The organism is Alteromonas sp. ABV4_515 (genome assembly GCF_056160345.1).
The window spans coordinates 715,903-737,391 of the sequence record NZ_JBSWWZ010000002.1; the positions used below are offsets into that span (position 1 = coordinate 715,903).

At 48.0% G+C, this 21,489-nt stretch carries 24 protein-coding genes; 15 read left to right on the forward strand and 9 right to left on the reverse strand.

The features are described 5' to 3' along the window. Positions 1-3 precede the first annotated feature (3 nt). The 10 genes from ACXAGX_RS07475 (at position 4) to ACXAGX_RS07520 (ending at position 8,135) form a co-directional block, all read left to right on the forward strand. Positions 4-699, forward strand: coding sequence for an aspartate/glutamate racemase family protein (locus tag ACXAGX_RS07475; protein WP_474837511.1), 696 nt, complete (start codon positions 4-6; stop codon positions 697-699). A gap of 203 nt (positions 700-902) precedes the next feature. Further along, positions 903-2,159 (forward strand): serine hydroxymethyltransferase, encoded by a 1,257-nt coding sequence (gene glyA, locus ACXAGX_RS07480; protein ID WP_474824542.1) that lies wholly within the window; start codon positions 903-905, stop codon positions 2,157-2,159. Between the two features lie 71 nt (positions 2,160-2,230). After that, a complete protein-coding gene (gene nrdR, locus ACXAGX_RS07485) occupies positions 2,231-2,680 on the forward strand; it encodes a transcriptional regulator NrdR (protein ID WP_070126694.1) in 450 nt (149 codons plus the stop codon). A 9-nt stretch (positions 2,681-2,689) separates the two neighbouring features. Then, on the forward strand, positions 2,690-3,811 hold the full coding sequence (gene ribD / locus ACXAGX_RS07490) for a bifunctional diaminohydroxyphosphoribosylaminopyrimidine deaminase/5-amino-6-(5-phosphoribosylamino)uracil reductase RibD (RefSeq protein WP_474837513.1): 1,122 nt from the start codon (positions 2,690-2,692) through the stop codon (positions 3,809-3,811). Between the two features lie 23 nt (positions 3,812-3,834). Then, positions 3,835-4,500, forward strand: coding sequence for a riboflavin synthase (locus ACXAGX_RS07495; RefSeq protein WP_474824544.1), 666 nt, complete (start codon positions 3,835-3,837; stop codon positions 4,498-4,500). A gap of 18 nt (positions 4,501-4,518) precedes the next feature. After that, entirely contained in the window at positions 4,519-5,619 is a 1,101-nt protein-coding gene (gene ribBA / locus ACXAGX_RS07500) for a bifunctional 3,4-dihydroxy-2-butanone-4-phosphate synthase/GTP cyclohydrolase II (protein WP_474837515.1), read from the forward strand. 86 nt (positions 5,620-5,705) lie between these two features. Beyond that, a complete protein-coding gene (gene ribH / locus ACXAGX_RS07505; RefSeq protein ID WP_070126698.1) occupies positions 5,706-6,179 on the forward strand; it encodes a 6,7-dimethyl-8-ribityllumazine synthase in 474 nt (157 codons plus the stop codon). Between the two features lie 11 nt (positions 6,180-6,190). Continuing rightward, the gene (gene nusB / locus ACXAGX_RS07510; RefSeq protein ID WP_070126699.1) at positions 6,191-6,610 is read left to right on the forward strand and encodes a transcription antitermination factor NusB; all 420 of its coding nucleotides are present in this window, start codon (positions 6,191-6,193) and stop codon (positions 6,608-6,610) included. Positions 6,611-6,672: 62 nt separating this feature from the next. Further along, on the forward strand, positions 6,673-7,641 hold the full coding sequence (gene thiL / locus ACXAGX_RS07515; RefSeq protein WP_474824546.1) for a thiamine-phosphate kinase: 969 nt from the start codon (positions 6,673-6,675) through the stop codon (positions 7,639-7,641). Next, on the forward strand, positions 7,641-8,135 hold the full coding sequence (locus tag ACXAGX_RS07520; RefSeq protein WP_474824547.1) for a phosphatidylglycerophosphatase A family protein: 495 nt from the start codon (positions 7,641-7,643) through the stop codon (positions 8,133-8,135). Before thiL ends, ACXAGX_RS07520 begins: the two co-directional genes overlap by 1 nt. Positions 8,136-8,230: 95 nt before the next feature. Here the strand turns inward: ACXAGX_RS07520 and ACXAGX_RS07525 are convergent, their stop codons facing one another. The 4 genes from ACXAGX_RS07525 to xseB all read right to left on the reverse strand — a co-directional run bounded on the left by ACXAGX_RS07525 (position 8,231) and on the right by xseB (position 12,775). Beyond that, positions 8,231-9,487 (reverse strand): PQQ-dependent sugar dehydrogenase, encoded by a 1,257-nt coding sequence (locus ACXAGX_RS07525; RefSeq protein WP_474837517.1) that lies wholly within the window; start codon positions 9,485-9,487, stop codon positions 8,231-8,233. Between the two features lie 202 nt (positions 9,488-9,689). Next, a complete protein-coding gene (gene dxs, locus ACXAGX_RS07530) occupies positions 9,690-11,555 on the reverse strand; it encodes a 1-deoxy-D-xylulose-5-phosphate synthase (RefSeq protein WP_474837519.1) in 1,866 nt (621 codons plus the stop codon). A 34-nt stretch (positions 11,556-11,589) separates the two neighbouring features. Beyond that, a complete protein-coding gene (locus ACXAGX_RS07535) occupies positions 11,590-12,480 on the reverse strand; it encodes a farnesyl diphosphate synthase (protein ID WP_474837562.1) in 891 nt (296 codons plus the stop codon). 49 nt (positions 12,481-12,529) lie between these two features. After that, the gene (gene xseB / locus ACXAGX_RS07540; RefSeq protein ID WP_070126704.1) at positions 12,530-12,775 is read right to left on the reverse strand and encodes an exodeoxyribonuclease VII small subunit; all 246 of its coding nucleotides are present in this window, start codon (positions 12,773-12,775) and stop codon (positions 12,530-12,532) included. A gap of 318 nt (positions 12,776-13,093) precedes the next feature. On the opposite strand from xseB, the gene pomA reads away from it, so the two are divergent. Next, positions 13,094-13,852, forward strand: a complete 759-nt coding sequence (gene pomA, locus ACXAGX_RS07545) for a flagellar motor protein PomA (RefSeq protein WP_474824550.1) — start codon at positions 13,094-13,096, stop codon at positions 13,850-13,852. A gap of 5 nt (positions 13,853-13,857) precedes the next feature. Beyond that, positions 13,858-14,805, forward strand: coding sequence for a flagellar motor protein MotB (locus tag ACXAGX_RS07550; protein WP_474837521.1), 948 nt, complete (start codon positions 13,858-13,860; stop codon positions 14,803-14,805). 14 nt (positions 14,806-14,819) lie between these two features. Here the strand turns inward: ACXAGX_RS07550 and ACXAGX_RS07555 are convergent, their stop codons facing one another. From ACXAGX_RS07555 to ACXAGX_RS07575, 5 genes are read right to left on the reverse strand one after another with little or no spacing between them, the layout of a single operon-like run. Then, entirely contained in the window at positions 14,820-16,079 is a 1,260-nt protein-coding gene (locus ACXAGX_RS07555; protein WP_474837523.1) for a class I SAM-dependent methyltransferase, read from the reverse strand. Further along, positions 16,079-16,816 carry a DUF1365 domain-containing protein gene (locus ACXAGX_RS07560; protein WP_474824574.1) on the reverse strand — a complete coding sequence of 246 codons (738 nt, stop codon included), beginning with the start codon at positions 16,814-16,816 and terminating at the stop codon, positions 16,079-16,081. The genes ACXAGX_RS07555 and ACXAGX_RS07560 overlap by 1 nt, the downstream gene beginning before the upstream one ends. A gap of 17 nt (positions 16,817-16,833) precedes the next feature. Next, positions 16,834-18,105 (reverse strand): NAD(P)/FAD-dependent oxidoreductase, encoded by a 1,272-nt coding sequence (locus tag ACXAGX_RS07565; RefSeq protein ID WP_474837525.1) that lies wholly within the window; start codon positions 18,103-18,105, stop codon positions 16,834-16,836. Positions 18,106-18,118: 13 nt separating this feature from the next. After that, positions 18,119-18,838 carry an SDR family NAD(P)-dependent oxidoreductase gene (locus tag ACXAGX_RS07570; RefSeq protein WP_474837527.1) on the reverse strand — a complete coding sequence of 240 codons (720 nt, stop codon included), beginning with the start codon at positions 18,836-18,838 and terminating at the stop codon, positions 18,119-18,121. Continuing rightward, complete coding sequence (locus ACXAGX_RS07575) at positions 18,835-19,257, reverse strand: nuclear transport factor 2 family protein (protein ID WP_474837564.1); 423 nt, start codon at positions 19,255-19,257, stop codon at positions 18,835-18,837. Before ACXAGX_RS07575 ends, ACXAGX_RS07570 begins: the two co-directional genes overlap by 4 nt. 186 nt (positions 19,258-19,443) lie before the next feature. Here ACXAGX_RS07575 and ACXAGX_RS07580 point away from each other — a divergent pair, with 186 nt between their 5' ends. From ACXAGX_RS07580 to ACXAGX_RS07590, 3 genes are all read left to right on the forward strand, one after another. Then, positions 19,444-20,019, forward strand: coding sequence for an LON peptidase substrate-binding domain-containing protein (locus tag ACXAGX_RS07580; RefSeq protein ID WP_474837529.1), 576 nt, complete (start codon positions 19,444-19,446; stop codon positions 20,017-20,019). A gap of 110 nt (positions 20,020-20,129) precedes the next feature. After that, the gene (locus tag ACXAGX_RS07585) at positions 20,130-20,741 is read left to right on the forward strand and encodes a sigma-70 family RNA polymerase sigma factor (protein ID WP_070126713.1); all 612 of its coding nucleotides are present in this window, start codon (positions 20,130-20,132) and stop codon (positions 20,739-20,741) included. Continuing rightward, positions 20,734-21,453 carry a ChrR family anti-sigma-E factor gene (locus ACXAGX_RS07590; protein WP_474837532.1) on the forward strand — a complete coding sequence of 240 codons (720 nt, stop codon included), beginning with the start codon at positions 20,734-20,736 and terminating at the stop codon, positions 21,451-21,453. The genes ACXAGX_RS07585 and ACXAGX_RS07590 overlap by 8 nt, the downstream gene beginning before the upstream one ends. Positions 21,454-21,489: the final 36 nt, after the last annotated feature.

Consider the following 21,489-nt stretch of genomic DNA (forward strand, 5'->3'; position numbering starts at 1 on the left):
ATTATGAAGACGATCGGGTTACTCGGCGGCATGAGCTGGGAAAGTACCGTTGGCTATTACCGAGCAATAAACCAAGGCGTGAAGCAAGCGTTGGGAGGATTGCATTCAGCGAAAATAGTGTTGGTGAGCGTCGATTTTGCCGAAATTGAAGCATGCCAATCTCGTGGTGACTGGGAAACCGCCGGGGCCTTGCTGGCTGCCGGAGCGCGTCAGTTAAAGTCTGCTGGCGCGGAATGCTTACTTATTTGTACCAACACTATGCACAAAGTGGCAGATGCCGTGAATGCCGCAACGAATTTGCAGCTTATTCATATTGCCGATGCGACGGCTGAACGGCTGGTGGCAGACAAGGTTGCAAAAGTCGGTTTGCTTGGCACGGCTTTCACCATGGAGCAGGATTTTTACACGGGGCGCCTGCGGACTCATGGACTGGATGTTATCGTACCTGAAGAGGTCGATCGCCACATTGTGCATCGCGTTATTTATGAGGAATTGTGCCTTGGAAACATCTCAGCATCGTCGAAAGCAGAGTATTTACGTATTATCGATTTACTCCACGCTAACGGCGCTGAAGCGGTCATACTCGGATGTACAGAAATCGGCTTGTTAGTCACGGATGCCGATACCGAAGTGCCACTTTTCGATACCACCGCCATTCACGCGCAAAAGGCAGTGGAATTTGCCTTACAAAATAACTGAGTTAACCGCTTATTCCACTTTCATATCAGTTAAATAAATAATTGCTAAAGCCCACCGGTTGTATGCCCCATGCCGATGTGAAACTTTCTTCACATCGGATCTTATGATTAATGCAAACAAAGCAGTATACATAGCGTCTAAAATGACTAAAATATGCCCCTCATTTTATAGCAGTCCAAAAATACGCAGAGTAAGGAGCCTTCATGTTACCTCGCGATATGACTATTGCGGATTACGATCCGGAACTGGCAGATGCCATGGCGAAAGAAGCTGAGCGTCAAGAGCACCACATCGAGCTCATCGCATCAGAGAACTATTGTAGCCCCCGAGTCATGGAAGCACAGGGTTCACAGCTGACTAATAAATATGCTGAAGGTTATCCTGGTAAGCGTTATTACGGTGGTTGTGAGCATGTAGACGTGGTTGAGCAGTTAGCTATCGACCGTGCGAAGCAGCTGTTTGGTGCTGAATACGCAAACGTACAACCGCACGCAGGTTCACAGGCCAATGCGGCAGCGTTCATGGCGCTGATCAACGCTGGCGATACCGTATTAGGTATGAGCCTGTCTGAAGGTGGTCACCTTACTCACGGTTCACACGTAAACTTCTCTGGTAAGACCTACAATGCAGTACAGTATGGTCTGAATCAGGAAACCGGCGAAATTGATTACGAGCAGGTTGAAGCTCTGGCGCTTGAGCACAAGCCTAAGCTGATCATCGGTGGTTTCTCTGCTTACTCTAAAGTGGTTGATTGGGCCCGTTTCCGCGAAATCGCAGACAAAGTGGGTGCGTACCTGTTAGTCGACATGGCACACGTTGCCGGTCTGATTGCAGCTGGCGTTTACCCAAGCCCACTGCCTCACGCACACGTGGTAACTACCACCACACACAAAACGCTGGCTGGCCCGCGTAGTGGTCTTATTCTGTCTGCCTGTGGCGACGAAGATATTTACAAAAAGCTAAACAGTTCAGTATTCCCGGGTAACCAGGGTGGTCCTCTGTGTCATGTTATCGCTGCAAAAGCAGTAGCATTCAAAGAAGCCCTGCAGCCTGAATTCAAAGCATACCAGCAGCAGGTTGTTAAGAACGCGAAAGCGATGGTTGAAGTTATGCTTGAGCGCGGTTTCGACATCGTTTCCGGCGGTACTGAAAACCACCTGTTCCTGCTTGACCTGATCAAGAAAGACATCACTGGTAAAGATGCCGACGCTGCCCTTGGCCGCGCGAACATCACAGTGAACAAAAACTCGGTGCCAAATGATCCGCGTTCTCCGTTCGTAACCAGCGGTCTGCGTATTGGTAGCCCGGCAATTACCCGTCGCGGTTTTAAAGAGCAAGAAGCAAAACAGGTAGCTACTTGGATTTGCGACATTCTTGACAACATGGGTGATGAAAGTGTTGTTGAGCGTGTTAAAGGCGAAGCCATCAAACTGTGTGAAGCATTCCCTGTTTACGGTTAATAGCCCCTCGCGTTAAACTAAGAACCGCCGGACAACCCTGTCCGGCGGTTTTGTTGTTTTAAGGACTCCCCATGTTTTGCCCGTTTTGTTCGGCTCAGGAAACCAAAGTTATCGATTCCCGTCTGGTGGCAGAAGGGCATCAGGTGCGCCGTCGCCGGGAATGCGTGATCTGTCACGAACGTTTTACTACGTTTGAGAGCGCAGAATTGGTGATGCCCCGTGTGATTAAACGTGACGGTTCTCGGGAACCGTTTAACGAAGACAAACTCCGTGCAGGCCTGCAGCGGGCACTGGAAAAACGTCCGGTGAGTACAGAGCGTATTGAGGAAGTGATTTTGTCACTGAAATCCGCCCTACGTGCTACTGGAGAGCGTGAAGTCTCTAGTGAATATCTGGGTAATCTGATTATGGATGCCCTTAAAGAACTGGATAAAGTGGCTTATGTACGCTTTGCCTCTGTCTACCGTTCGTTTGAAGACATTCGCGAGTTCGGTGAGGAAATTGCCCGCCTGGGAGACTAATCCGCTGTTATGACATGCTCATTATCTGCGTCAGTAAATGACGATTACACCTGGATGGCTAAGGCCATCAAACTGGCCCGAAAAGGCCGCTTCACCACCTCACCGAACCCTCGGGTTGGGTGTATCGTTCTCGATGCAAAAGGTGAGTTAGCCGGGCAGGGCTTTCACGTTCAGGCGGGGACGCCACACGCTGAAGTGCATGCGCTACGTGAAGCCGGTGAAAAGGCCCGTGGCGGCACCGCGTATGTCACTTTGGAGCCATGCAGCCATTTCGGTCGCACGCCACCTTGTGCCAATGCCCTCATCGATGCCGGCGTGAGCCGGGTGGTGGTGGCGATGACCGACCCAAACCCGCAAGTGAGTGGTAATGGCATACGGCGCTTGCAGGATGCCGGCATCGACGTGGTTACCGACGTACTGGCCGCTGAGTCCGCTGCGCTCAATCCGGGATTCATTAAGCGCATGGTTACCGGTAAGCCAAGAGTGACCGTAAAAATGGGCATTAGCCTCGATGGTAAAATTGCCTTATCCAATGGTGTGAGTCAGTGGATCACTGGTTCTGAAGCCCGCCGCGATGTGCAATTACAGCGCGCGCAGAGTTGTGCCGTGCTTACCGGCTCTGGTACTGCGCTGGCTGATAACCCCAGCTTGCTGGTAAGAAAAGCCGAAGCCGATTTGTCCGACTATCCTGCATTGCCACTGCGCCAGCCTCTGCGCGTTGTCATTGATTCTCATAATGCTTTACCGAGCAATTTACAGTTGTTTACCGACGGTCATAAAACACTGCGCATTACTGGGCAGCCCATAGCGCCAGAGACTGACGTGCCGGCTCAGGCAATCTCAATGAAAGGCGATCACATCGATTTACATGAATTGATGATGAAATTGGGTGAGCGCCAGCTTAACGATGTTTGGGTGGAAGCTGGCCCTGGACTCGCAGGTGCACTGTTAGCTGCCGGAGAGGTCGATCAGCTCGTGGTATATCAGGCCCCTAAAGTACTCGGCGATAAGGCGAAAAGTATGCTTACCCTGCAGGATTTCACTGCGCTGGATCAGACACCATCACTTTCTTTGTCCGATGTCAGGCAAATTGGCCCGGATATCCGCCTGACCTACGATATAATTAGTTAAATTCAGCCAGGAGGCTAACCGATATGTTTACCGGTATTATCCAGGCTCTGGGAACCATTCGTTCACTGGACCACCGTGGTGAGGACATCAAACTCACCGTTTCGTCTGAGAAGCTCGACATGTCGGATGTGGCGTTAGGCGATAGCATTGCCACAAACGGCGTTTGCTTAACGGTTACCGAGTTTGGTCAAGACTACTACTGCGCCGATGTTTCAGCCGAAACCATTAAGTACACGGGCTTCGCCAATTATAAGCCAGGTAGCACCGTAAATCTTGAGAAGGCCATGCGTCCTACCGACCGTTTCGGTGGTCATATTGTTTCCGGTCACGTAGACGGTGTAGGCGAAGTAAAACGTATTGTTAAGCACGCCACCTATATTGAAATTTGGGTTGCTGCCCCCACTGATCTGGCTAAGTACATCGCCCACAAAGGCAGTATTACTGTCGACGGTGTGAGCCTCACAGTCAATGAGGTAGACGGCAACGAATTTATGCTGTGGATTATTCCCCATACGCTTCAGGAAACGGTGATTGGCACTTATAAAGCCGGTAGCCGGATCAACCTGGAAGTCGACGTGGTAGCACGCTACCTGGAGCGGTTGATGATGGGCGAGAAAGCGGCAGAGAAATCGAGTAAAAAAGACATCAGTATGGCGTTTCTTGCCGAAAATGGCTTTTTGAGAAAATAACCCTACACAAGTGAAATTATGGCACTCAACACATCAGCAGAAATAATTGAAGATATCCGTCAGGGTAAAATGGTCATTCTGATGGATGACGAAGATCGTGAAAACGAAGGCGATATCATCATGGCGGCGGAGCATGTAACGCCAGAAGCGATTAACTTTATGGTAACCCACGCCCGTGGTTTGGTTTGTCTGCCTATGACCCAGGAACGTTGTGCACGTTTAAACCTGCCATTAATGGTCGATAAAAACGGCGCTCAATTCCACACCGCATTTACCGTATCGATTGAAGCTGCACGTGGCGTAACTACCGGTATTTCTGCCGCTGATCGTGCCACAACAGTGCTTGCCGCTGTTGGCAAAGATGCCGTTGCTGCCGATGTGGTTCAACCTGGACATATTTTCCCTTTAATCGCGAAAGACGGTGGTGTGCTGAATCGCGCTGGGCACACCGAAGCCAGTGTTGACCTGGCTCGATTAGCAGGTTGCGAACCGGCTGCGGTGATTGTTGAAATTCTAAATGAAGACGGCACCATGGCCCGTCGTCCTGAATTAGAAAAGTTTGCCGAGAAGTACGATATCAAAATTGGCACCATTGCCGACTTGATTGAATACCGTAATCTTAACGAAACCACCATCGAAAAAGTCGCGCAGTGTCATTTGCCGACGGAGTACGGCGATTTCGAATTGCATACATTTAAAGATGTGATTGATAACCAAATCCATTTCGCATTGAAGAAAGGGGATATCAATCCAGAAGATCCCACGCTCGTTCGGGTACATCTGCACAATACATTGGGTGACTTGCTTGGCTCAACTCGCAATATTAGCCGCACGATGACGCTGCAGGATGCGATGAAGCGGATTGCCGATGAAGGTGGCGTCTTGGTGCTGCTAGGCAAAGAAGAAGATCTGGAAGGCCAGGTTAGACAGTTTGCCGCGGAAGACCGCGGTGAACAGCCAGAAGGCAAGACCTGGACAGGCTCGTCGCGCACCGTCGGTGTGGGAAGTCAGATCCTGGCAACATTAGGCGTGAAGAAAATGCGCCTGTTAAGTAAGCCTGTTAAGTATCATGCATTGTCAGGTTTTGGGCTCGACGTTGTCGAATATATTCATTCATAAGTTCGCGTTGCTTTCGTGAACAATCGATTCAGTTTGTGCGCAGTTATGCTATACTGCGCGCCGTTTTTTCATAGGGGTGGAATTCCATGCAGGTAATTGAAGGTAACATTCGCGCGACAGGCAAAAAATTCGCTATTGTTGTGTCTCGTTTTAACAGTTTTGTTGTAGAAAGCTTGCTGGAAGGTGCACTTGATACCTTAGAGCGTCACGGCGAAGTCAGCGACGGCGACATCACGCTTGTACGTGTTCCAGGCGCTTATGAGTTACCTGTAGCGGCTAAGAAAATCGCGGAAAAAGGCCAGTTCGACGCCATCATCGCGTTGGGCGCGGTTATTCGTGGAGGTACGCCGCACTTTGATTTTGTTGCTGGAGAGTGTAACAAAGGTCTGGCGCAAGTTTCTTTAGAATACGGTATTCCGGTCTCTTTCGGTGTAATCACCACAGACTCAATCGAACAGGCAATTGAACGTTCAGGCACTAAAGCCGGCAACAAAGGTGCAGAAGCTGCACTGGGCGCGCTGGAAATGGTGAACGTTGTTTCTGCCCTTAACGATCTTTAATCGGGGGTTACGTGAAAGTATCCGCACGTCATAAAGCCAGAGAACTCGCCCTGCAGGGTATCTACTCGTGGCAGATGAGTAAAAATGACATTGCTCAGGTTGAGCTTGCACTGGCAACCAGCAATGACATGCAAAAGGTTGATATGGTGTATTTTCAGGCCATTCTGCGCGGCGTCGTCGAGAACGTAGAAACACTGGATACGAAAATCAAACCGTATCTTGGCCGCTTGCCGGAAGAGCTTGATCCTATCGAGAAAGCCGTTCTGCGTATTGCTACCTATGAACTGACTGAGCGCATGGACGTGCCTTATCGCGTAATTATCAACGAATCGATTGAACTTGCTAAGTCTTTCGGTGCCGAAGAAAGCCATAAATTCATTAACGGCGCGCTGGATAAAGCAGTAAAAACCCTGCGTCAGCACGAACGTTAATCAGCGATCTATTTACGGGGAAATCCGTAGATATTCGACGACACTGAATCAATCGGTATTACGTGAAAGAATTTGACCTCATTGGCCGCTATTTTGCAGATGGCGGGCATCAACGAAAAGACGTACTTGTCGGCATCGGCGATGACTGTGCGGTAACGTCTGTACCTGCAAATCAGCAATTAGCCATCACCACTGACACATTGGTATCTGGCGTTCATTTCCTTAAAGATGCACCTGCGCGCTCTGTTGCCTATAAAGCGGTGGCGGTGAACTTGAGTGATTTGGCGGCCATGGGTGCCGAGCCCGCGTGGATTTCTCTGTCCTTATCGATGTCACATGTTGATGAAGCTTGGATGGAAGAATTTGCCAATGGCCTCTACGAGCTAACCCGTTACTATTCGGTGCAGCTTATTGGCGGCGATACGGTACGTGGTCCACTGGCGATGACAATCACTGCACAGGGCTTTATTCCACCTGAAAACGCGCTAAAACGCAGTGGTGCAAAACCGGGCGACTGGATTTACGTTACCGGCACCACCGGTGATGCCGGCGCTGGCCTCGAAATCCTGAAAGGCGAGCGTGAGGCAAAATCAGAAGCGGATAAAGAGTTTTTGGTAAAGCGTCACTTGTATCCTACGCCGAGGGTAGCAGTGGGGACGGCGATTCGTCGCACTGCCACATCCTGTATTGATGTCTCTGACGGCCTGCTGTCTGATTTGGGCCATATACTAAAAGCGTCGAACTGCGGAGCCCTGGTTCATGTAGACCGTTTGCCGGTTTCATCCCCATTATTTAATTGCCTGGGTGCGCAGGAAGCTTACCGCTACGCGTTAACCGCTGGTGACGACTACGAGCTAGTCTTCACGGTAAATGAGGAGCAGCGGGGGAATTTAGAAACCTCTTTGGCTTCTACTGGTGTAAAAGCGACCTGTATTGGCCAGGTTACCGGACAAAAGGGCAAGGTAGACCTCAAGCTGTACGATGCACCTTATGAACTACCTGATGCTGTGGGTTACGAGCACGAGTTTTAATGCAACCTGAGTATCGCGCCCGAGTTTCGATGAAAAATCCCGTGCATTTCTGTGCACTGGGATTTGGTTCAGGCCTTATTCCATTGATGCCTGGTACCTTCGGCTCACTGGCGGCAATCCCGCTAATCCTTCTTCTCGCGCCGTTAGGCGATAGTATTTTCTTAACCGCTACCCTTGTTAGTTGCATCGTTGGAATCTGGTTCTGTGGCCGTACCGCGAGCGATATGGGCGTGCATGACCACGGTTCTATTGTATGGGACGAAGTGGCAGGTATGCTACTTACCTTCATGTTTGTGCCGCTGACAGTGTGGACTGTCATTGCAGGGTTTGTACTGTTCCGCATTTTCGACATACTCAAACCCTGGCCAATCGGCCCAGTGGATAAAACCGTGCATGGCGGTTTGGGAATAATGTTGGATGATATTCTGGCCGGGCTGATGTCTTTTGCCTGCTTGCAGGGCGCGATCTATTTGTTTCCTGTCTTGCTTAGGTAATTATTAGTTGTAAGCGAAATATAAAATCCGGCATAAGTGCCGGATTTTTGTATCTGCTTAATTTTTCCCGCTTAGCTTTAGAAAAAAAAAGGCCATTAATCTGCAGCTTGCACTGACCAGACAGTATTACCATCGTCATCTGCAACCAATAACTTGCCGCTGGAGGTGACACGCACTGCGCTAGGTCGGCCATAGGCTTCATCTGTATCCATGCTTTTAATGAAACCACCTAGAAATTCTTCAATCTCACCAGTGGGTTTGCCGTCTTTGAATGGCATAAAAACAATGCGATAGCCGTTGTATTTTGCACGATTCCAGGAGCCATGCTGAGCAGCGAATAAACCGTTGTGATAGCGTTCAGGAAAACTATTGCTGTCGTAAAATTCCAAATCCAGCGTGGCGGTATGATTGCCAAGCGCAATATCCGGGATTATTGTCGTTTCCGGTAAATCATCAGGCATCTTATCTTTCCAGCGCGGGTCAATATTCTCGCCGTAGTATTTATAAGGCCAACCATAGAAGCCGCTTTTTTTCACACTGGTGACATAATCTGGCACCAGGTTGTCACCCAGTTTATCTCGCTCATTAACGGCAGCCCACAATTCGCCGGTAACCGGGTTATAGTCCAGACCATTTGCATTACGCAGCCCGGATGCAAATATTGTCTCATTAGTGCCATCAGGATTTACGGTGAGGACTTTAGCCCGTCGGGCTTCCTTATCCATGCCATGCTCGCCTACATTACTTGATGATCCAATTGTGAGTAGAAACTTCTTCCCAGTGTTATCAACTTCAATGTTGCGGGTCCAATGATGGTTGTATCCGCCGGCGGGGAGTTCATGAACCACAACACCTTTTTGAGAGATGGTTTCTGCGTCCTCAATATAAGGGAACCGCATAATGCTGTCTGAGTTAGCGACATAAAAATTATCGTCGAGAAGGGCCATGCCGAACGGCTGGTTCAGGCTATGGTTAATAAACGTATGGCGCTCATCAGCAACACCATCATCGTTTGTGTCACGTAATAAAGTGATTCTGTCAGCGCTGCCTTTCTCCGCATCGTCAGACTCCGCAACTAAAACATCATCATTAGGGAGTATGTAAATCCAGCGTGGGTGTTTCAGATCAGTAGCAAAAGGCTTCACTTCAAACCCTTGTGGCGCTGTAGGTGTTTTCCCCTCAGGCCAGCCGATCACTTTAGTTCTCCGATCTATTGACTCGGTAGCAAATGGCTCGGGCAAGGGAACGACCTGACCAGGTGCGTAACCGTTTTCAGGCGCAACGGCGACCTGAGCTAAACTGGAAAATGAAAATAGCGTCGAGAGTGATAGTAGGCTGAGTCGAAAGGTCATTATATGCAGCGTCCTGTTCTGAGAATGAACCATTGCTACGTTGTTGTGATTAACAGAGATTGGTGAAAGAACAAGATTTAATGTTTGCCAGCACGTTCAAAGAAGTCTTAAAGCAATAGTGTCGCAGTGCGAAAAATAAAAACGGGAGCCTGATGGCTCCCGTCTATTGTTAAGCACTATGCTGGTTAGCAGACTATATTGACTACCTGGCAAGAAACGCCGTAATTTGCGCTTCTATTCCTGCTCCGTCAATCTGGTGCTCAGCGAACATTTGCTGCTGGGTACCTTGCTGAATGAAGCTGTCTGGCAGACCAAGGTGTAATGTGTGGACAAGCAGCTTATTCGCACTTAAGTACTCGCTGACTGCCGAGCCTGCACCGCCCATAATGCAGCCGTCCTCAAGTGTCACTAGCAGCTCATGGGAAGAGGCAAGTTCGGTGATCATATCGCCATCGATGGGCTTCACAAAACGCATATCCACCACGGTCGCATCGAGCTTTTCAGCCGCTTCCAGCGCGCCGGGCAGCAAAGTACCAAAGTTCAGGATAGCCACCTTTTTGCCTGCTCGAAGCGTACGGGCTTTACCCAGCGTCATCGCTGTCATAACGTCATCGGCGGGCTTACCATTGCCGCTTCCTCGCGGATAACGGACAGCCGCAGGCATATTTGCTTTATGGCCGGTAAACAGCATTTGACGGCATTCGTTTTCATCTGAGGGCGTCATGATTATCATGTTTGGAATGCAGCGTAAGAACGCAATATCAAATGCCCCTTGGTGCGTTGGGCCATCGGCGCCGACCACACCAGCGCGGTCGATAGCGAATAATACCGGTAACTCTTGCAGTGCCACGTCATGAATTAACTGATCGTAACCCCGTTGCAGGAACGACGAGTATATTGCCACAACAGCATTGTAACCTTCTTTCGCCAAGCCGGCGCCAAACGTCACCGCGTGCTGTTCGGCTATTGCGACATCAAAGTATTGATCAGGGAATTGCTGTGAAAACTTCACCATGCCAGACCCTTCACGCATGGCGGGTGTAATCGCCATGAGTTTTGGATCATCCGCAGCCATATCGCACAACCATTGGCCAAAAATCGCCGAGAAAGTAGGGGCTGATGGCGCTGCTTTAGGTAATGCGTTATCCAGCGGATTGAACTTCGGTACCGCGTGATACTTAATTGGGTCTTGTTCTGCTACCGGGTAGCCTTTCCCCTTACGTGTTACCACGTGAAGAATATGAGGGCCCGAAAATTGGCGCATATTACGCAGGGTATCTACCACGGCGTTTACGTCATGGCCATCAATAGGGCCAATGTAGTTAAAGCCAAGCTCTTCGAAAATTGTGCCCGGTACCACCATGCCTTTAATATGCTCTTCCGCACGGCTGGCGAATTCCTTAATTGGCGGTACATTGCTGAGGAGCTTCTTACCACCATCGCGAATTTTATTGAAGAAGTTGCCGGTAAGAAGGCGAGCAAGGTGGCTGTTTAGCGCACCTACGTTTTCCGAAATCGACATTTCGTTATCGTTCAGCACGACCACTAAGTCTTTATTGATATCGCCAGCGTGGTTCAGCGCTTCAAACGCCATACCTGCAGTCATCGCACCATCACCAATTACCGCAACGACTTTACGGTTTTGGCCTTCTTTATCGGCAGCCACAGCCATACCCAGCGCTGCACTGATCGACGTTGAAGAATGCCCAACGGCAAACGTGTCATAGTCACTTTCAGGCGGCCAAGGGAAGGGGTGTAAACCGTCTTTCTGACGAATAGTAGACATTCGCTGTGCGCGGCCCGTCAGGATTTTATGTGGATAGGCCTGGTGACCTACATCCCACAGTAGTCTGTCGAAGGGCGTGTTGTATACGTAGTGCAACGCCACGGTTAACTCAACGGTACCCAAGCCAGAGGCAAAGTGGCCACTGGTTTGACTAACCGAAGTCAGTAAGAACTGTCGAAGTTCGTCTGCTACGGCCCGCAGTTTTTCCTGCGGCAATTTTCTGAGTTCATCCGGAGTCTGTGCCTGCGCCAGAAGAGGGTAGTGCGATAAATCTAAACTCATTGTTCTTTTTTCATTTTGTTGTTTAGCATGAAAATCAGAATGTCCGCTTTACCATTAAATCGGTAAAAGCAGATAACAGCTCGGTATTGTAGGGCAAACTGTCTAATGCTTGAAGTGCACTATCGTGTAGACGGGCTAATTCCGCCTTTGCTTGTGTCATCCCTAACAATGCCGGGAAGGTATTTTTCCCTGCTTCTATATCGGAGCCCTGAGGCTTTCCAATCACAGATGCATCGCCTTCCACGTCTAAAATGTCATCCTGGATCTGAAAGGCAAGACCGATATCGCTGGCGTAACGAATAAGGGCGTTACGGTGCGCAGGGTCGAGTTCTTCAGCCAGTGATGTGATCATTTCGGCGCAAGCCTGCAATAACGCCCCTGTTTTTAAACGGTGCAGGCGCGTTAGTGCGTCGATATCTATGGATTTACCTGTAGACGCCAAATCAATAGCCTGGCCGCCACACATGCCCATATAGCCTGAGGCACGGGCAAGGATGCTAACTAATATAGCGCGCTTATCCTGGGCGAACTTACTCATTGGCGCTTCGGCTAAAATACTAAACGCCATCGTTTGCAGTGCATCGCCAGCGAGAATGGCTGTTGCTTCATCAAACTGTATATGACAAGTGGGTTTTCCGCGGCGGAGATCATCATCATCCATGGCGGGTAAGTCATCATGGGCAAGTGAATAAGCATGAATACATTCAATGGCCATGCTTATTGCAGCTTGATCCTGACCAGGAATATCCAGCGTGTTGCCAATAAGATGAACCAACAGAGGGCGCATGCGCTTACCGCCAGCCAGTAATGAATATTCGATAGCCGCACGAAGTTGCGGGGCGTGGTCAGGTAGTTGTGCTACGTATTGCAGCAGGCTTTCGTCAGTATTTTGTTTAATCTTCTGACGTAAGCTGTCGATATTAATCATGAATTACCTGTAAAACGGGTAGCAGAGGCACCATGGGCGCCGTTAATCAGTCTTCAGATGGGGTGAAGTCAACGAGGCTGTCCTCACCTTGTTCGCGGAGCAGAATTTTGACTTTTTGTTCTGCCTGGGCGAGCGCCTGTTGGCTGAGACGAGATAATTTTACACCACGTTCGAACTTTTCCAATGCTTCATTAAGCGGTAATTCGCCGGATTCCATTTCTGTCACTATGGCTTCAAGTTCCTGCAGCGAGGCTTCGAATGAAGGTTGAGAAGGCGCTTTTTCTTCAGACACGTCAGAGATCCCGTGGGTAACTAATGGTAAACGCGCACATTAACCGAGGGTTTCCGCCGGGTCAATTGGTTTGTCCAATGAGCATGCCGGAAAAAGCGGCTATCCGACTGGTTTCGCTCAGGATACCTGATAATGAGGATTCATCCTGAAAAGTTCATGCTTTGATTATAGAATTCAGAAATCTGGCCGATAGAGTATAAGTCAGCGATGACAGTTTCCGGCAGGTCGAATAAAACAGGTTATAATAAACAAGGTCGTAAACGACCATTCACAACAACCTGCCAACAGCGCTAGTACGAGTTTTTTGAGGAGCAATAAGTGGATTTAGCAACCGTCATTGGCATGTTAGGTGGTATCGGCTTTATTGTCATGGCCATGATCCTCGGTGGAGATCTGTCCATGTTTGTCGATGTCGCCTCGGTGCTCATCGTTTTCTGTGGTTCTATTTTCGTGGTTATGTCCCAGTTCACCCTTGGCCAATTTTTCGGTGCCGGCAAGGTGGCGGGTAAAGCGTTCATGTTTAAAATCGATCCGCCAGATGCGCTTATTGAAAAAATCGTTGAAATGGCAGATGCAGCACGAAAAGGTGGCTTCCTGGCATTGGAAGAAGCAGAAATTGATAACCCTTTTATGCAGAAAGGGGTAGATATGCTTGTAGACGGACACGATATTGAAGTGGTTCGTGAAACGCTGAAAAAAGATATTCTGATGACCACCGAACGGCACGAGTTCGGTGGTTCTATTTTTAAAGGCCTGGCCGACGTTGCCCCTGCCATGGGAATGATTGGTACTTTGGTTGGTTTGGTTGCCATGCTTTCCAACATGGACGACCCGAAGTCTATCGGTCCTGCGATGGCGGTTGCATTGTTAACCACACTTTACGGCGCATTCTTAGCCAACGTAATTTGTCTGCCCATTGCAGCGAAGCTGGAAAACCGCAAAGAAGAAGAAAAGCTGAACCAGTCGTTGATCCTCGATGGTATTGTGGGTATTGCCGATGGCCAGAACCCAAAAGTCATCGAAGGTATTTTGAAAAACTACATTGCTGCCGGTAAGCGCGGCGGTGATGAGGAGTAGGGGCGATGTCTGACGAATGCCCTAAATGTCCTCCTCCCGGTCTACCGGCATGGATGGGGACATTTGCCGACCTGATGTCACTGTTGATGTGTTTCTTCGTACTGCTGTTGTCATTTTCGGAAATGGACGTACTGAAGTTTAAACAAATCGCAGGTTCGATGAAGTTTGCCTTTGGTGTGCAAAATAAAATTGAAGTGAAGGACATCCCTAAAGGAACGAGCGTTATTGCTATGGAGTTCCGTCCAGGCCGCCCTGATCCTACCCCCATTGAAACCATTCAGCAGCAAACCATTGATATGACGCAACCGACCCTGGAGTTTCAGGCCGGTGATGAGGATTCCTCCGGGGGCCGTCAAACCCAACGGGGTGATCAGCGTGGTGGTCAGGCGCAACAAACAGCATCCGATTCTGCCGCATCCTCGTCGCAAAGTTCTGATAAAGAACAAGATAACGAAATGATGAAAAAGGTGGCTGAACAACTGCAGAAAGAAATTGCAGACGGTTCGATTGAAATGGAATCGCTGGGTCAGCAGATCACGATCAGAATTCGTGAGAATGGTTCTTTTTCTGCCGGTTCTGCATTTTTACAGCCTCAGTTCAAACCGGTGCTCAGAAAAATTGGTACGATGCTGGCAGATATGCCGGGAGAAATTGAGATTTCAGGCCACAGTGATGGTCAGCACATAGCGAATGAGTTATATCGTTCAAACTGGGACTTGTCTGCCCAGCGGGCGGTGGCGGTTGCTGAAGAGTTGCGAAATGCGCCAGGCTTTGATGAATCCCGCATGTCGGTAGTAGGGCTTGCAAACACTAAACCGCTGGTGGAAAACGCGGCTACGTCTGACGACAGAGCACGTAATCGCCGGGTAGAGATCAATATCAACCAAGGCAAGCCACTGATTTCAGACCCTATCTCGGTGCTCAACAACAGCGCCAGCGGCGGGGAAGAATAATAAAAGGGGCGCTGTTATGCGCCCCGTGTAATTGCCTCGCGGTAATGCGGTTTCGACAGCAGCAATTGCACCGTCGAAATAGTGCGTTCAAGGAATCCACCTTCACAGTATTTTAAGTAGTAAGTCCACATACGCATAAAACGTTCATCGTAACCGTCCTGCTTTAAGGGGTCTCTTGCATTGATGAATGCCTCGTACCAATCATCCAGGGTTTTAGCGTAGTCCAAGCCGATATCTTGCAAATCGCGAATTGAAAGGTCGCTGTGACGTTTCAGGTAATCATTAATAATGAGTTGCGAGGGCAAGAATCCGCCCGGGAAAATGTATTTCTGAATGAAGTCGACACTGTTGCTGTAGCTTTCGTAGCGGCGGTCATCAATGGTGATAGATTGCAGCAGCATGAGCCCTTCAGGCTTTAGCAGTGAAGCGCATTTACTGAAAAAGTTCCCCAGATAACGTTTGCCCACCGCTTCAATCATTTCGATGGAAACCAATTTATCGTACTGACCCTCAAGGGTTCGGTAATCTTGCTTTAATAAGGTAACCTTGTCGCTCAACCCTTCTTTAATTATCCATTCTTGTGCATACGCAAACTGCTCTTCAGAGATGGTGGTGGTAGTCACGTGGCAACCGTAATGTTTCGCTGCGTAAACGGCTAGCCCTCCCCAGCCCGTGCCGATTTCCATTAAATGTTCACCAGGTTTGAGTTGCAGCTTGTCACAAATGGTTTTCAATTTATGCGTCTGGGCGTCAGATAGCGATGCGTTGGGATCTGGGTAGATAGCAGATGAATACATCATTGACTGGTCGAGAAAGCGGGTATAGAGCTTGTTGCCCAAATCGTAATGGGCTTCAATATTCTTCTTCGCCTGAATTTCCGTATTGCGGCGGAGAAAATGCTGCACCTTCTGAAAAGGTAGCATGAACAAACGGTATTTCTGTTCCCATTTATCCAGCATTGGTAGGTTACGAGCAAAGATACGAATGACCGACGTAAGATCGCTGCTTGTCCACAAGCCATCGGTGTACGTTTCGCCCGCTGCAACGCTACCACCAAATAATAATTGACGGTAAGCTTTCACATTCAGAATGTTTACGTCTGCTTTCAAATCGTGTGACGGGTTACCGAATTCACCCACTGTCGTGCCGTTTTCCTGAATGGTCATGTGACCTTCAGGTAAAATCGACAGCACTTTTAAAAAAGCTGCGCGACAGGCGCGGTCTATACCGCTGGCTTCCTGCTCAAAAATAAACGCTGATTCACCGTGTGACATTATCTCGGTTCCTGGCTGTTAGGGTGATCGTATATTGGTGTGCGTTTGATGAATAACTTCAACGCCTGCCAATAAATCCCCACCACTGTTTTTATTGTCATACTAGGTATACGTCTAAGCATAATGCGCAGGTTAGTATTATCTAATGAAATTCTTTTCATATTCAGACCAGCGGTAAAATCCTTTTCTTTTCGATGGCACGCCATTACCAGGTTGAAATGTGCATCGGGCTGCCTAATTGTCCATTTATAAGTCATGTCCAGTGGGTTAAACGGCGACACATGGAAGGCTTTCTCGGTATCTTCCTGGGTTTCCATATCAACTAAATAGTAATGTCGTTCATTCCACGGCGTATTGCTGACTTCAGCGAGCATATGCGTGAAGCGATTGTGCTCAGGACTTCTTAAAAAGTAAAAATTTACCGGGCTAAAATAAATGCCTAAAGTGCGAAGTTGACCAAAAAAGAAAACCTCACCATCGAGCTTTTTACCCTGATTAAGCGCCGTCATTTTTTGGCGTATCGCTTCATCTAACGGCACTGATGGCTCACCGTAATAATCATCGCGATGGAAACTGAGCCAGCCACGTTTGCCGATAGAAAAATGTCTCAGTGTATGACTCAGGGAATCAATTTCAGACAATTTCAACCAGAACAAGTATATATCGTAGTCGAATTTGTGCTGAGTGGGGCGAAACCGTTGGTGAAAAACTTTGCCCTGGTAGATCGCACTTTCCATGTCGCTGGGTTTTACGTTCACAGCGAAGCCCCAAAACGTTCGCAGACATCCAATGCGCTGCGCACGCCGTCTTCATGAAAGCCGTTGTACCAGTATGCGCCACAAAAATGTAAGCCATCAATGCCACAGATTTCAGCGCGTCGACGCTGTGCGGCTACCATGCTGCCGCTGAACTGAGGGTGGGCATACGAATATTGTCGTAAGATTTTTGTTTCATCAATGGCATCTGTGTTGTTCAGCGTTACACAGAATGTGACCGGCGCATTGTCAAATCGCTGTAGAATATTCATGTCGTAGGTAACTGAGGCCGGCGCATGATGCTCATCCGGTGTTTCTTTTAAATGGTAATTCCAACTCGCCCAAGCCAGCTTTCTGTCGGGTAATTGTGTGGTATCGAGGTGAAGCACCACATCATTACTGGAATAAGGAATAGCGCCAAGTATCGCTTGTTGTGCATCGGTAGGCGCATCTAGCATACGCAATGCCTGATCCGAGTGACACGCAAAAATTACTTCATCAAAAACGTTGCTTTCCCGGCCTTCAATACATACCTCCCAGCCTGCTTCTATTTTTTTTACTTTGTAGACCGCTGACGACAGGTGAATTTTATCTTCGTAGCCTTTAGTGATGCCAGGGATATAACTGTGAGAACCGCCAATCAATGTGTACCACTGAGGGCGATTGTTGACACTGAGCAGGCCATGGTTATTGAAAAACTGCAAAAAGAAGGCGAGGGGAAACTGTTTGGTTTGCTCAAGGCTGGCAGACCAAATAGCCGCGCACATGGGCAAAATATAGAGGTTAGCAAACTCGTCACTTAGGCCAAGCGATTGAATGTATTCAAACAACGTGGTGGTAAAATCTTCTTCGCGCGCTTCTTCATGACGTGCTTTACAAGCTTTATTAAATTTGAGGATGTCGCGAACTAGGCGCCAGAAACGGGGGCGGAAAAGATTGCGGCGCTGGGCAAACAGCGTGTTCAAATTGTTACCGTTGTACTCAAGACCGGATTTTTCACTATGCACCGAAAAGCTCATTTCAGTAGGCTGACGTGACACGCCCAGCTTATCCATGAGTTTGATGAAATTTGGGTAGGTCCAGTCATTAAATACGATAAAGCCGGTGTCGACCTGGTAAGCACGCCCCTTCACTTTGATTTCTTTAGTGGCGGTATGGCCACCTATATAATCGTTAATATCAAATACGGCTACATCATGCTGTTTGTGTAGCAGGTGAGCGCAAGTCAGTCCCGAAATGCCGCTGCCAATAATTGCAATTCGCCGTTGCATATTAAAACCCTTATTACTGCTGTTGCCTCATTTTTAAAGACAACCATCTTTGAATACCTGTGGGAAGATTGTGCAATGTACGCATGATCCAACCGAATCCCGTAGGGAAAAACAGGCTGTGTTTTTGTTTTTCTATTCCTTCAAGTAATGCTTTCGCCGCTTCGTCAGCGGTTATTTTCATCGGCATATCGAAGTCGTTTTTATCAGTAAGTGGCGTTTCCACAAATCCCGGCGAGACAGATTGCACAAGAATGCCCTTATGCGCTAAGTCCACTTCCAGGCTTTTAGTAAAGTAATGCACTGCTGCCTTACTCGCACCGTAGGCTTCAGTACGTGTAAACGGCACCAACCGCGCCATGCTGTCGACAATGACCAGTTGGTCGCCAGCTTTGAATTTAGGCAGTAACGCGTCGACGCTGTGAATAATGCCAAAAAAGTTGATTTCGAAAACCCGACGAAACATCTCGGGCTGGAAATCGTTAATGTCGACATATTCGCAGTTGCCGGCATTGAGCACAGCAATATCAAATGACAGTTCCGCAATGGCCGACTTTGTTGCTGCCAAATCCGTTAAATCAAACTGAGTTGTTGTTATCTTACTGTTTTTACTGAGTTCTGCCAGTGCATCTTCATTTCGTCCACAAGCGATCACGTGGTAGCCCGCAGACGCCGCATGCAGCGCAAACGCTTTACCTATACCGGATGTGGCACCAGTAACAAGAATAGTTTTCATGAGGCTAACCTTTGTTTAATTTTTTTAATAATCCAACTAAGCACAGGAACATGCTCATAGACCATTTCGCCGAGGTCATAATAGTCGCGCTGGAAAAAGATTTTATTATCAGCAAACTTTATGAGACTGACGCCATCCAGCGTCACTTGCTTTGCGTTTGACTTCAACGTAAGACGCATGGTCCAGGTAATGGTTGCAGAACCTGTGTCTGTTTGACCCTCTGCATGCACATCATGAATATCGAAGAAACAGGTTTTAGCCTGCTCAGTTAATGAAGAAAGATAGTCCGTGAGGTCTTGTAATCCGCTGTGGGTGGTAATGGGATCAATAAATTCTACATGCTCTGTGTAAATCGTTCCCAATGCTGACATATGTGTATCGTGAAGTTCGGCGTACAACTTACAAAATTTATCAATCATGTTCACGGCGCTGATTCTTTATGAATGTGAAAAGTAGTATGTAAAAACGTCTTACTTGTATACCAAATTTACTGACAACAAGATCAGGAAGTTAAAATCTGCGTACAAAAAACCTATGGTTCTGTTGCGATCCAAATTTATTTTTTGCCGTAGTTATGATGAAGATAATATCAACATAAATTGTGTATGACGCAGCAAATCCTACCCTTATTTCCGCTCTCGGCAACCTTGCTTCCACAAGGTCGTATGGCGCTTCGGATCTTTGAGCCACGCTACATTCGCATGGTGAAAGAAGTGTGTGCGAGTAACGGTAAATTTGTGGTATGCATGCTAAATCAAGCCGGTGACAAAACGGCAAATACACATGTCTTTCCTATCGGTACGGTTGCCTCTGTGATCGACTTCGACATGCTTGAAGATGGGTTGCTTGGCATAAAGGTTGCTGGTGAGTACTGTGTAGAGGTTACTGAAATGTCCACTGAACCCGATGGGTTGCGAGTTGGCAAGTGTCATGCATTACCGGAATGGAAGTGTGACTTAACACCTCAACAGATTTCACCTATGGACGAACGTTTAAAGGAGATCTTCGAGCGCTACATCGAGTTAGGCCAAATGTACGAGAAGCCGGAATTTAACGACCCGCTTTGGATAATGTACCGCTGGCTAGAGTTACTCCCTGTAGACGCCAAACAGAAACAGTATTTTCTTGCTCAAAGAGATTGCGTTAAATTACAAAATTATTTGTCGGCGCTAGTGCAATAAGTACCTTGTAATAATTACACGGTCAGTCTGAGCAAATCTTACATTTCTGTCATCTTCTTGAATTGTCTGTTCGTAGCGACTATTAACTTTATAGGATATGGACAATACTTATGTTAGTTGGAATTCCAGTGGAACAAAGTAACAGCGTAATTAAGCCGAAAGATTGTGCGGCAGAAATGTCAGACTACATTGTTAAAGTTGCAGAACAACGATGCAAAGCGTCGTTCGCACGAGTTTTCGGATACTTCGCCCCTCGCTTACGTTCCTATGCGTTAAAGCAGATGGGTAATGAAGCCTTGGCAATGGAGATGGTGCAGGACACCATGTCAAATGTTTGGCAAAAAGCACATCTTTTTAATGCTGAGAAAGGAAGCCCTTCTACCTGGATTTTCACTATTGCACGTAACATCCGATTTGATATGCTCCGTAAGTTGCAGAATCGAAAGGAAGATATTTGTTCCGACGATTTATGGCCGGTACTTTGTGAACAAACGCCTGATGCCAATGAGCAATCTCTTGATGAGCAAATTACATTAGAGCAGATTGGGTTTATGTTTGAAGATTTACCGCTGAAGCAAAAATCGGTGATAGAAGCTATTTATATCGATGGCAAGTCGCAGCAAGAAGTAGCAGATGAACTTCATATTCCACTAGGTACTGTAAAGTCCCGCACGCGGTTAGCGCTACAACGCCTTAAAGGCATGTTACAGGATCATGATTAAGCATCACCCAGAACAATCCCAATTAACACAATTTGTTCAAGGTAATATATCTCCCGCCGAAGCGTTAATCGTTTCGGCGCATTGCGATCTGTGCCACAGATGCCGCCAATTCGTACATCATCAAACCCAACTCATTGCTGCTGAAGTGTTTGATACCCCGCAGCCGAAAGATTCACTGGAAAATTATGGCGCAATGCTCGCCGCAATAACCCAACTCCCAGCCTCCGAGACAGCAGCCCCTGATTCGCTAGATAACAAACGCAATGTGTCGACGCCAGAGCCTATCGCTACTACTAAGCTGGTGAAAACACTTGAGCTCGACGGGCACCAATTTACTTTACCGCCCACGCTTCAGAGAATTGCATCGAAAACAGGAAACTGGTCGGGACTTGTAGGTCGATTATGGCAAGCCCCTGTAGAGCTAAATTATCCTGGCGTAGCGAATTTTATATACATGGGGCGGGGGGGCAGTGTACCTGAACACACCCATCGCGGAGTGGAGTATACCTTGGTACTTGATGGTGAATTTAATGACGGCATTAACCACTATCGTACCGGTGATTTTGTCGTAATGACCGACGATAATACCCATGCTCCTCATTCTGATCATCGAGAGGGGTGTCTGGTATTTACGTTACTGGATGAGCCCCTTCATTTCACCTCTGGCATTGCCCGGCTGTTAAACCCTTTCAGCCATTTGTTCTTTCGATAAACGTTATTAACCCGCTGAACGGTTATTCGAACAATG